The 11752-nt window shown below is 51.6% G+C and carries 12 protein-coding genes; 8 read left to right on the top strand and 4 right to left on the bottom strand.

Annotation, left to right across the window (positions count from 1 at the left end; genetic code table 11):
• Nucleotides 1-116 precede the first annotated feature (116 nt).
• On the top strand, nucleotides 117-830 hold the full coding sequence (locus AB1L42_RS20500) for an ion transporter (protein WP_367060712.1): 714 nt from the start codon (nucleotides 117-119) through the stop codon (nucleotides 828-830).
• Between the two features lie 30 nt (nucleotides 831-860).
• On the opposite strand, the gene AB1L42_RS20495 is transcribed toward AB1L42_RS20500, so the two are convergent.
• A complete protein-coding gene (locus AB1L42_RS20495) occupies nucleotides 861-1856 on the bottom strand; it encodes a neuromedin U (RefSeq protein ID WP_367060709.1) in 996 nt (331 codons plus the stop codon).
• A gap of 410 nt (nucleotides 1857-2266) precedes the next feature.
• On the opposite strand from AB1L42_RS20495, the gene AB1L42_RS20490 reads away from it, so the two are divergent.
• Complete coding sequence (locus tag AB1L42_RS20490) at nucleotides 2267-2542, top strand: hypothetical protein (protein ID WP_367060706.1); 276 nt, start codon at nucleotides 2267-2269, stop codon at nucleotides 2540-2542.
• Between the two features lie 130 nt (nucleotides 2543-2672).
• The gene (locus AB1L42_RS20485; protein WP_367060703.1) at nucleotides 2673-3119 is read left to right on the top strand and encodes a hypothetical protein; all 447 of its coding nucleotides are present in this window, start codon (nucleotides 2673-2675) and stop codon (nucleotides 3117-3119) included.
• 22 nt (nucleotides 3120-3141) lie between these two features.
• On the opposite strand, the gene AB1L42_RS20480 is transcribed toward AB1L42_RS20485, so the two are convergent.
• Both AB1L42_RS20480 and AB1L42_RS20475 read right to left on the bottom strand, forming a co-directional pair.
• Nucleotides 3142-4254, bottom strand: a complete 1113-nt coding sequence (locus AB1L42_RS20480; protein ID WP_367060700.1) for a glycosyltransferase — start codon at nucleotides 4252-4254, stop codon at nucleotides 3142-3144.
• Between the two features lie 139 nt (nucleotides 4255-4393).
• Entirely contained in the window at nucleotides 4394-4825 is a 432-nt protein-coding gene (locus tag AB1L42_RS20475; RefSeq protein ID WP_367060697.1) for a hypothetical protein, read from the bottom strand.
• 332 nt (nucleotides 4826-5157) lie between these two features.
• On the opposite strand from AB1L42_RS20475, the gene AB1L42_RS20470 reads away from it, so the two are divergent.
• Nucleotides 5158-7752, top strand: coding sequence for a zinc-dependent metalloprotease (locus AB1L42_RS20470; RefSeq protein WP_367060694.1), 2595 nt, complete (start codon nucleotides 5158-5160; stop codon nucleotides 7750-7752).
• 185 nt (nucleotides 7753-7937) lie between these two features.
• Here the strand turns inward: AB1L42_RS20470 and AB1L42_RS20465 are convergent, their stop codons facing one another.
• Complete coding sequence (locus tag AB1L42_RS20465) at nucleotides 7938-8261, bottom strand: hypothetical protein (protein WP_367060691.1); 324 nt, start codon at nucleotides 8259-8261, stop codon at nucleotides 7938-7940.
• A gap of 802 nt (nucleotides 8262-9063) precedes the next feature.
• Here AB1L42_RS20465 and AB1L42_RS20460 point away from each other — a divergent pair.
• From AB1L42_RS20460 to AB1L42_RS20445, 4 genes are all read left to right on the top strand, one after another.
• The gene (locus tag AB1L42_RS20460; protein ID WP_367060688.1) at nucleotides 9064-9456 is read left to right on the top strand and encodes a hypothetical protein; all 393 of its coding nucleotides are present in this window, start codon (nucleotides 9064-9066) and stop codon (nucleotides 9454-9456) included.
• Between the two features lie 16 nt (nucleotides 9457-9472).
• Nucleotides 9473-9943, top strand: a complete 471-nt coding sequence (locus tag AB1L42_RS20455) for a hypothetical protein (RefSeq protein WP_367060685.1) — start codon at nucleotides 9473-9475, stop codon at nucleotides 9941-9943.
• A gap of 603 nt (nucleotides 9944-10546) precedes the next feature.
• Complete coding sequence (locus AB1L42_RS20450) at nucleotides 10547-10852, top strand: hypothetical protein (protein ID WP_367060681.1); 306 nt, start codon at nucleotides 10547-10549, stop codon at nucleotides 10850-10852.
• A gap of 43 nt (nucleotides 10853-10895) precedes the next feature.
• Nucleotides 10896-11543, top strand: a complete 648-nt coding sequence (locus AB1L42_RS20445) for an ankyrin repeat domain-containing protein (RefSeq protein WP_367060677.1) — start codon at nucleotides 10896-10898, stop codon at nucleotides 11541-11543.
• Nucleotides 11544-11752 lie beyond the last annotated feature (209 nt).

Below are 11752 nucleotides of genomic sequence, written 5' to 3'. Positions count from 1 at the left end.
GATTCTTTCCCTTGTCAGTTCTGACACCAACTGGAACGAACTAAAATCGTCGAGTAGATTCTCTCACCGAAATGGGTTGCTTGAACATTCCGCTCTCTTCTTTCGATTCGAGTCATATGTCAAAGTCTCATGATCTCGTTGTGTCCAACAGCACTCGACGAGTGCGAATATTCGAGATATTTATTCAGGTTTTGATTATCCTGTCGCTGATTGCCTTTTCAGTCGAAACTCTTCCAGACTTGAGTGAGAGAGCAAAGCTATGGCTTGGAGTTTTCGAGTTCTTTACAGTGATGGTGTTCACCGTCGAATACGTTCTCCGAGTTTGTATAGCCAAGCCGACTTCCCGATACGTCTTCAGCTTTTTTGGTTTCGTCGATCTTGCTGCGATCCTTCCATACTACATCGGATTGGGAATCGATCTTCGCTCGGTTCGTTCTTTTCGGCTCTTTCGCTTGTTACGCCTCTTTAAAGTCGCTCGTTACAACGCAGCACTCCAGAGGTTTCACGTTGCCCTGAGTATCGCAAAAGAAGAAATTAGCTTGTTTCTGGCGGCGACCATCATCCTGCTGTACCTAGGTGCAGTCGGAATCTACCACTTTGAATGTGACGCTCAACCGGAAGAGTTTGGTTCAGTCTTTCATTGCCTTTGGTGGGCCGTTGCCACGCTGACAACGGTGGGGTACGGCGATGTTTATCCCATCACAACGGGTGGGAGAGTCTTTACTTTCTTCCTCTTGCTCGTCGGACTCGGGGTGATTTCGGTCCCCGCTGGACTTGTGGCATCAGCTCTCGCACAAGCAAGAAAAATGGAAGATGAGGCGAAGGAATGAGGTCAGATCTACACTCGAGAAGTGAATGGACTATTTCGGGAAGAGCAAATTGAATTGGAAGCGGAACTGCCAGTCTGGTCCGCCGTCGGGGCTGATGACGTAGGGTGCAAATCTGCAGAGGACGTTGACCGGTTGTCCCAAGATTGGAAAGACTCGACCAACTCCACCACCCAGCGGAAACGACCAGCGCGAATCTCTGGGAAGTGTCCAGTCAGCGTTGGCTTCCCCTGAGACATTTAAGAACCAGCCTTCAGGCAGGTTGTAGTTAAAGAATGGTTGCGCGAGGAACGGGTCGGAATGCCCTTTCGATCCCCAAAGCTGTGTGATCAAAACTCCTGTCAGGATCGGACCTTCCTGGATCACTGCAACCGCATCGACTCCGGCTGCCCACTCTTGAGCACCGAGATTGGGGGTGCTTGCCGTTGGGAATTGAACGGTCGGCCCGACGCCCCAGATGAACTTTTCCGCGTTCCGGGGACTGAAGAAGAATTGTCCGACAACATTTCCGATGCCGTGCTCTTGCTCATCGAGTCCAGTTGGAAGGTTGACGAACGGGATAATCACGCGGTTGATCAAGTTCCAGTCTTCGTTCAGCTTGATCGGGATCACTGGTTGTAGATTCCCGATGTAACGCTGATCATTTCCCGGCCCGATTCCAAAGTCCCAGTTGCTTTGCAGTGGCAACGAAACGAGGTCACTGATCGGATTCTGAGACTTCGCGGCGAGGTCACCCGAGCCTCCTCCTCCAGCTTCACCACCTGCTCCTTGCACCAGCAGGATCGAGTTTGAAGACTCGTCAGCGAGTTGTGCGGTCAGATCGGGAGAGCTCTCTCCGAACAAACCCTGCTCGAACCACGAACTGTTCTCCGTCCCCTTAGTCTCCCAATTTACGGCGGTCTCAACTTTCTGGACGCTTTGTGACGTCGTCGATCCGTCAAAGGAAAGCCACTTCTCCTGCGCTTCGACGACTGCTGCCGAGCAGACGACGAGACAGAGTGTACAGACGAGTTTTACAGGCAGAGTCATCGCCGATTTCCCGATTGAAGACGGTTCTTGATGAGACGCTGGTCGATCAGCGCACACTCACAAGCAATCTATCGGTCGATGGGGAAATTGGAGTCTTATCGCATAGCGCGGTCGGGTTGATATCATGAGATGTAGCGATTCTGCCGCCCGTAAAGTTTATCTAACCCTGACGTGCAGTCCTTCGGTTCGGCGAATTCTGCCGGGTGGGACGGGCGAGCCTTCTCGAGCAAATCTATTCAGGTGAGGAATGATCCGCGAGAACGCACATCGTTTTCAGCAGGGCAAAAGAGTTCAAGCGAGTGCAGACCGACCTTGAAAATGGTCTAATTGTGCGGTGAAGTCCGTGATGATGACGATTCATCCGTCGTCGAGTTGCAGCGGATGGTCTCTCGCGAATTCAGGAGATTGAAATGGCTGATAAGAACGAACAGCTCGATGAGTTGATCAGTACGCTGAAACAGCATCGAGATGAGCTGAAGGTGAAGCTGCACCTGGCTCAGATGGATGCTCGTCAGGAATACGACCGCCTTTCCAGCAACATTGATGAATTGAACAAGCAGTATGAACCTGTTCGCTCAGCCGCCAAAGAATCGGGTGAGAATGTGCTGTCTGCGTTGATGCTGGCAGCGGAAGAGATGAAGAACGGATTGCAGAGGGTTGGAAAAGCGATTTCCGACTCCAAATAGTTGGGTGGGAAGCGAAGAAGTATGGTGGGCTTCCACAGACGCTTTCGAGCCCGCATCGCTTGATGGAAGGGCTCCAAGCGTCGCGTAGCTCAACAATGGATCATTTTCATCGACAAAGCAGTTCACGCCCATGACAACTTCAAAATCGACTTCAGGTGAATCGTCGAGTCGATCGTCTACAGCGAAGGATAGCGCAAGAAGCACCGAAGAACTGGTCACGATGCTTGTGGAGCAGGCGGAACGGCGTGAACGTCGACGCGAGCGATTGAAGCGAAAGAGACGCAAAGATCGCCGTCGAGCCGAACATCTCGCGATGGTCCGTATGCAGCGATCGGTCGAAGTAATGAAGTGGTGTCTGGTCTCAATCTCCAGCGTGATGGCAATCGGGTTGATCGTGGGGCTTGTCGTCTTGAATTCAGTTCGAGCCGAAGCGGAGAGGATCAAGTCAGAAGTTCAACACATTCAGCGCGAAGCAGAAATGATTCGGGACAAGATTCGGCATCCTCTGGAAACACTTGGCGGGACACTCGGGAGAAGCCTTGAGTCACGGATTAGCGAATCGTTTCAAGATGAATAGTGCCTGCTGGAATGCACGTACTTCAGCGATCGTTGGAGAGCAACTCGTCGATTGCGTTGGAGTAGCCGTCGACCATTTGGGAGATGCTGAAGTCTTCCGACATTTTTTTTTCAGCTGCTTCTCCAAGTTGGTTCGCGAGATTCGGTTCTCGGAGAAGCCTGACTGTGTACTGAGCGAACCCGGCGAGGTCTCCGAGGTCCACCAGCCACCCTTCTTTTCCGTGACTGATGAGTTCACGGTTAGGAGGAATATCGCTGACGACCGAAGGTTTCCCGCAGGCCATAGCTTCCATCAAGCTGTTGGACATCCCTTCAAACTCGCTGGCGAGCCAGAAGACATCCGCGTGGTGAAGCAGTTCTGAAGCATTCGGGACCGCACCCAGGAAGCGAGTTTGCTCCTCCGCTTCGCATTCCTGTGCAACGAGTTTGAGTTCTTCGCGTTCTGGTCCATCGCCGATGACTAGAAAGTACGCGTTCGGGCATGAATGCCGAAGCATCTGGACAGCCCACAGCAGGTCTTTGATTCGCTTTTGCGGTGCCAGTCGACCCACAAACATCAAGAGTTGTGCGTCTGGAGGAAGACCACACGATTCGAGGAATTCATCTCGAGTCATCGATGGAGATGTTGGAGTGTCGACGCCGTTTGGAATGACTTGAATTCGTTGTTGGGGAAACCCCTGCTCTGCGTAGAAGGCTTTCACGCTTTGCGAATTCGCGATCATCAAATCGGTCGCTGACTGAAGCCGCCGGTCCAGCCAGTGTTGCCAGCTCGACTTCCAGGAATCGACGCAGCGTTCAGAGATCATGATCTTCGGTCGCATCTTTCTAAGCCCAGTCGTGGCGAGTCTTGTTGCAGAGTTGGCTGCGAACAGACACGAGAGAACGACATCCGGAGTACGTTTGATGATCTCTGAGCGGAGTTTCCAGACGGCAGCTACGTCAAACCGAGTTTTCTTGTCGAGAACGGTGACGGAGATACCAGCTTCGCGAAGCGGTTCCTCATACGGACCAGAGCGGGTCAAAGCGATGACTTCGACCGAGTCACCTCGTTCTTTCAGCCCGATCGCCAGCGAGACGAATTGCTTCTCGGCTCCAGAACGATCGAGAGTGGGAATGACAATCAGAACTTTTCGCACGGTCGTTCTGTTCGAAGCTAAACGAAATGGGGAAGAGAGAGCAGAAAACAGTTTTAAGGCGAAACCTGGCTCTCGTAAAGATCGCGAAACTGACGAATTGGCCAGTCTTCAAAAAGGTTTCGGAGCTTCAAAAGTCCTGTCAATGTGGATAGACCGACTGTCCGTACGTCACCGCTGGATTGGCAGGCTGCTGGTAAGGAACGGAATATTGAGGAGTTCCGTACGAAGATGGAGCGAGGGTTGGCTGGGGAATCAGCGTCGGTCCTTGCGGTGACGGGGCGATTCCTCCCTGATTCTGTCGACGGATCATCGAGACGTAGAATTGATCCTTGGCCTGCTGTGCTTCCGATCTTGGGGTTTGATATCCGAGCGGGCGGAATCCCATATTCGGCCCAATCTGGTCGTCTGGATAGGGGTCCATCACTTGAGCTTCGCGACGTTCCAGTTCCGCAGGACGAGTCGCACACGTCGGCATGCGAGTATTCCAGGCGGAGACACATCCCGAAGCGGAAATCGTCGCTGTCAAAGCGACCATAAGGAGGCCAGAAATGCAGTTTGTCGATCGAGACATGAGACGGAGGGAGAACGAAGGAAGAGAAATTGGGGAGGTGTGTCGAGCACACTACTCGAAAACCGGCAATTCTGGCCAGATCAGTTTTTCGTCCTAAGAGGGTTGTTGTCAGAATTGCAAATGCGAGAATTGAGTCGATTGGGAAGCTGATTCACAGACAGGACAGCCGTTACTGCCCGTTTCTTCAGAGGATTCGATCGTCGACAGCCCCGGAATCGAACGCTCCCCAATCTCGGCTGAACCGCGCTGAGAAAGCCTTGCTAAACTTTGCTGTTCACAGAATCTTGGTAGAATAGGCCAGTTTCTTAAAATTAAATTCACTGGGGGAATTCATGGGTATTCGCAAATGCCTGGTTCTCCTGACGCTGATTGGTCTGTTCGGACCATTGGGTCAGGTGAACGCTCAGGAAAGCAAGTCGAAGTACGAGCAGCTGATTGACAAGAAGAAAAAGCTGTCGGGTATGTGGACGCTCTATCAGAGTGATCAGCAATTGCTCGCTGAAATTTCTTCGACCGCACTCAAGAAGGAATACATCGTCATTCCTTCGATCTCTCAGGGGATCAGTCGAGGCGACGTTCTCGGCGGAATGAGCTGGGGATTCGGGGACGAAATTATCTGGTCGCTGAAGCTTTCCGGCGAGAAGCTCTTCATCAGCCAGAAGAACGCGCGGTTCCGTGCGAAATCAAACTCTCCAGAAGAGACAGCTGTCAAACTCGCTTACAGCGACAGCATTCTTTTCGCCCTCCCCGTGCTGACGAAGTCACCATCTGGCGGAATTCTCGTTGATGTCACCAGAGTCTTCATGAACGACGATCTCGAAGTCGGTCGCGCCATCGGATCTTCATTTCGGCTGATGACTGACCGATCGACGTTTTCCAAGATCAAGGCATTCGAAGAAAACATCGAAATCGGATTGAACACCGTCTTCTCCGGAAGCACTCCCATCGAGACGGTTCCAAACTCCAAAGGCGTTCAAGTCGGAATCCACTATAGCGTGAGTGTTCTCCCAAGTGTGGGATCGAACGGCTACAAGCCACGCATGGCTGATGATCGAGTCGGGTACTTCCTGACAGCGATCAAAGACTTTTCCGACAAAGACGAGCCCGAACACTTCGTTCGTTACGTGAACCGATGGAACCTGCAGAAGCTCGATCCATCGATTGACCGGTCGCCTCCCAAAACTCCGATCAAGTTCTACCTCGAAAACACCGTTCCAATTTTCCTGCGTCCAACCGTTGAAGCAGGGATTCTCGAGTGGAACAAAGCCTTCGATAAACTCGGATTTGCCGGAGCAATTCGGGTCGATCAACAACCTGTCGACGATCCAGACTTCGATCCAGAAAACATCAACTACAACACTTTCCGTTGGATTACAGCTGACGCTGGTTTCGCGATGGGACCATCGAGAGTCGATCCTCGATCCGGTCAGATTCTCGATGCAGACATCATTTTCGATGCAAGCTTCCTGGACAGCTGGAATCGTCGCTGGGAAATCTTCCGTCCGGAAGAAAGTCACATGTTCCAAATTCCGGAATCAATGCCTGCTGAAGGACCACTCGGAACAGGTCATCTGCACGGACCTCACTGCACCCTTGGACACGAAATGCAGCGTCAGTCAGCGACCGCAGCTGCAATGTTCATGGCGGTTGGCGTTTCGAAAGATGGAAACCTGCCCGATGAATTCATTCATCAGGGGCTGAAAGAAGTCGTGATGCACGAAGTCGGGCACACGCTCGGACTGCGACACAACTTCAAAGCGAGTGCTTGGAAGACGCTGGAAGAAATCGATGACCCAGAAGCAGACGCCGAAGTTGCGACCGTTGCCAGCGTCATGGATTACAGCCCAGCGAATGTTGTCATCGATCGCGAAAAGCAGGGATTGTATTACTCGCAGACGATCGGTCCGTACGACTACTGGGCCATCGAATACGGTTACAAGCCAATCTCTGGCAGCGAGAAAGATGAGCTGAACAAAATCGCTTCACGCTCGGGTGAGCCGGAACTGGAATACGGCACAGATGAAGACACGCGCTCCATCGATCCCGATCCACATTCCAATCGCTTTGACCTCGGAAAAGATCCGCTTAAGTACGTGCGTCGACAAATGGAGCAATCGATCGAACTTCTTCCGAAGATCGTCGAAAGCACTGTAAAAGAAGGCGACGGATACCAGCGAGCACGTCAGGCGTTCGGTCTTCTCCTCGGACAATACGCCCAAGGGGCTTCCTTCGCATCTCGCTTCCCAGGCGGGGTCTCGGTTCACAGAGATCACAAAGGGGATGAAGATGGCCAAAGTCCATTCGCACAAATTCCTGCAGAGAAACAGCGGGAAGCGATGGATCTGATCGCCGAATCCGTCTTCGCCAGCCCTGCGATCAAAGGCAGCGACTTGAACTACCTCGCTGCTTCACGCTGGTCACACTGGGGAACATCCAGCCCGTCACGCCTCGACTATCCGATTCACGATACCATCTTGAGTATGCAGGAAACGGTCCTCGGTAACTTGCTCAGCTCGATTGTTCTGGAGCGAATCCTCGACAACGAATTCAAAGCTGCCGAAGAAGACGATGTCTACACTCTGGCAGAACACGAACGACGTATCGTGGAAGGCATTTTCAGCGAGCTCGATCAGGAAGAAGCTGCCGAGTTTACCAACAAGGAGCCGATGATTTCGAGCTTCCGTCGAAATCTGCAGCGAACGACAATTCGACGTTTGGGTTCACTGATCTCGTCCGGATACAGTGCCCCATCCGACGCAAGAACACTCGCCCGGATGCATCTCGGAGATCTCAAAGACAAAGCGACTCAGCTTCTTGAGAACGAAGAGATCGAACTCGATGACTACTCGCGAGCCCATCTTCAGGAGTCTGTTGCTCTGATCAACAAGGTTCTGGATGCCCAGCTCAGCTTGCAGATTGTCTACTAAAGCGTCTTCAGAATTGTTAGCACTCTCTTGCACGTGCAAGCACAGCCTTAGACGTGCTGAAACAGCACAAGTGAGTGAACAGGAAAGAGCAACTTGCTCCAACAATCAAACGCAGCGACTTCGTTAAGTCGCTCTTGGAAGACCAGGTGCATGGCCAGTCTCGAATTGATCGAGGCTGGCTATTTTTATGCGCCGACATCAATTCCGATGATTTGCAGAGCGATAAAAATCACGATCAATGCTACGAAGAAGACAGACCCGCCTAGAAGCACGCTGCTGAATGAGATTCCCGAAACAAACGCACAACAGCCCGCCCCTCCCAGAAGGACCATCAGACCAAACCTCGCCACCTGCTGATCTCGCTTCTCGTTCTCGTGAGCCACATCTTGCGTAAGAGGCGGTCCGGAAACGGAATTCAACCCAATCAGATCCGCTTGCACAGCCCCACAAGATGGACACGTCTGGGCCGACGTCGGGATCGGAGCTGCACAACTCTGGCAGGATCGCATGTCAATCTCCCAGAAGGTAAAGGTCACAAAAATCGTATCACATTCCGACAACCTCCAGAACCCGGCATCATCACGAAATCAGTTCCTCAGATCTCAAAGACCAAAACTCACAAATCATTCGCTGTCATCAAGAACGAAAACAAGACAGCTCCCGATCAAAGAATTTTCACGACCTGAATCGAACCAGGGTTGTGCTCTGCCTTCGTCGGAGTGGGCAAAATTCTCTGGTGCTTCCATTAACGAATGAGGCTCCTCCTCCTTCCCACCGCTCCACCGGGTACCAAGGAATCTCTTGTGAAGTACGACTTGATCAGTCGAATTCGAATTGAGAATTCGGAGTTCCCGTCTGGCAGTTCTAAGGACTGCGTGCCAATGTCCGGGCAACAAGATGATCGCGATATTCTGAAATGGGTGATTGCTGCGAACTCGATCGATCGCTTGACGTGGATAACGACGACCCTTTCCCGTTGTCAAAATTGATTGACACTTGTGTGCGATGATTGTGAAGAAGAACGTTGGTTCGGATTTGGATCGACAGTCATTGCGTGTCCAGAGAGGTGATGTCGTTTGCTGGGGCCTGTCCCAGCAAATGTCGACGGAACTGGTGGATTTTGTGGTGCCCTTGCGAGCGTGGCCAAACTTGGATTTCCCACAATGGCCACAACCTCGGTGTGCGATTCGCCTAGTGATCCGGAATCAAAAAAGACTATTGGGTTGACCAATGGTTAACCCGTTGGTAGACTCGCCAAATTGTGATTACCCTGGTCCAACTAAATGCTTTCTTGATGAGGGAGATGGTGGAATGCTGACTGGTGTTTTTGTAGATGCGGGAGATATCAACGACATCCGGCGTGGAATCGATTTGTTGCGACAATGGGAGACTGCGCTTGGCGGTGATGAATCGGCAATGAATTCGCTTCGTCAAGTGTTGGCTCTCGATTCGGCACGGTTGGTGCGCCTTGCCCACCGGCACTTTTCGACAGACCGATTCAATCTCCACCAGTTAGCGGAAGCATCGGGAGAGAAAATCCGAGTGCTTCATGGCATGACCGGCTCACTCGGACGTGCCTGCGAAAACCGAGGTGTAGAAGTATTCGAGAGGCATGGTGGACAGCCACTCGTCCTCAGCGTTCGACAAGAAGTTGCCGGCATCCTTGATGCTCAAGTCACTGACACCTTACCGCTGCAAAACTAAATGGAGAACTAGAACCATGAAACAGACTCACGACAGCGACTCAAAGTCACAGCGGGAAGTTGAAGTTGAACTCGTTGCCCGACTCGGTAAGTTCCTCGGTGTTTCTCTAAGGCCAATGTCGATTTCGCTGGATGGTTGCCACATCCAATTGGACGGCCACTACGAGGACGAGAAACGATGCGTAGCAGCGGAAGCCTTTTCGAGAATTGGAACGTTGCGCTCAGGGCAGCGACGCAAAATCATGACCGACATTTTCAAGTTGGTATTTCTTGATTATATGTCCGACAAAGAGGTGGAAAAGTATCTGGTTTTCGCCGATGAAAAGTCCGCTACTTTCCTTCAGGGGAAATCATGGGCAGCAAAGGCTCTCAATGCGTTCGACATTAAGATTTACATCGCTTCGCTCCCAGATGCGTCGGTAAAACGTCTGCTGGATGCGAGAGACCGACAGATCCGTGGAATGACTCAAAGTCCATCAGGCAACTAGGGTTTTGGGCAGGGCAAGTTTCGTTCGCAGGGTGGCTCGACCGAGATCGGCAAGGTTGCGTAGCAACAAGATGCTTCACCGTTCGGTTTCTGTCTCAAGCCGACAACAAGATCCTCATCCGTTTTCAGTCCCGGTGGCCGGGTGGCATCCCCTCGCTTGCGTGGGCATGTTTCTCTGGTCGCATTCGCGTTGGAGATTGATTCTTTGAAGTCACTCCCCTACGCGTGTTCAATGGGCCGATGCCCTGCTCTGCCGGTCTCGAGTGATCGATCAATTCGTTCTTTGTTCGTTATTTGTTTCTCGCCCACCGTCGGTTGGATCTCGCTTGGCCGTAGCATCTCTCCTTCGACGAGACAAATGGATCGCGGCAGCGAGAGTAAGAAGGGCCAGGCAGAGGAGGTCTCTGCGCCACTCATGTTCAGGAACGACAGTGGCTGCCGAAATTGTAAAGGTGATTGCTATGAGTGAAATCACAGGTATGCTGACATCTGCGATCGAGAATTTCTATCGCACAGCGATTGAGAGAAAACTTTCGCGGTTATGTCGATTCCCACCTCTCGATGCTTGTTCAGAAAGCCAGTTCTTCGCAGTGCCACCTTACTCATGAATAACGACAAGACACAAGTTGCCATTGAAGAACGCAACACGATGTGGTGGTACACGATCGTTGTTTTGTTGACTTCAGTATTTATTCAGGTTGATCTCTGGAGTGTTGAATCTTCATTGCTGCCGTCTATGCCAGTTTCTTTTGCAACAATTATTGCGATCCCGATCAATCTCGTTTTCGCATTCCGAGTGATTCGGGCTGGACCTGCATACCTGAAAGCAACTTGTGGGTTTGCAGTTTTGCTGGGTGGCTTGTACGGAATGTTGGCTGTCTTAGTATTCTTGTACAGTCATATACGCTGAGGCATGTCTCAGCCTACGGAACTGGCTCAATAAGAGAGTAGTGATGGTCAAGTTCTTTCATTTGGTTGTTGTAATTATCGCCGCACTTTTTTTCGTGAGTTCGATTTTTGTGGCCATGGTTCTATTCCTTGTCTCAAAACCGAATACACCCGAAAGGCAAGCGTGTGAAATATGTATGGCGATCCACAATGGGAGTGGTCTGCACACTCCGTTCGTGTTGGATCGCATTCGTGGCGTGCGGGCGTCATGTGACGATGCGGGTCCATTTGAGGATCGTACACCGTTGCACTGCGCTGCAACTTATGTTGATTTGGAGGCGGTCAAAACTTTGCTGGAAGCTGGCGCAGATGCGTCGGCTCGCAACTACTATGACGAGACACCGCTTTCGTGCCTCGTGGACAACTGGAGGCATGGGGATACTGACGCGGTTATGTGCGCGGATCTTCTGTATTCGTATGGTGCGTCCGTGTCGTTAAAATATTACAACGGTAACACACTTCTGCATGTAGCTTCATTCTATTTTGAGAATGTAGAATGTCTGAGGTGGCTTCTGGATCACGGGTGCGATATTGACGCAAGAAACAGGGATGGTGAAACTGCACTCGATCTGGCTCTCCGCAAGGAACATTCGAAAGCTGTTGCGTTCCTGAAAAACTACGTCACACTTAATCCGCCCCAAGCTGCGCCCTAATGAGTCGGTCGATTTGTTCGGATTTCTGAGTCTGAGAAGATCGTGCGTGTCGAGCATTTCTCGGGCTTCGAAGAGAACCCGAGATGTGGGAGACTCATTCAGGATGGCACGAGGATGTTGGACTTCATTCCACAAGAGTGTCCTGAGAAGGCGACAATCATTTAGTGGGCTGGTGAAGAACGAGTTGTCGACGACAGAACGGTCATTCA

This window comes from Thalassoglobus sp. JC818 (assembly GCF_040717535.1).
In the GTDB taxonomy this organism is placed as follows: Bacteria; Planctomycetota; Planctomycetia; order Planctomycetales; family Planctomycetaceae; genus Thalassoglobus.
The sequence above is the reverse complement of the archived record's forward strand: the minus strand, read 5'-3'. Positions and strand labels throughout refer to the sequence as shown.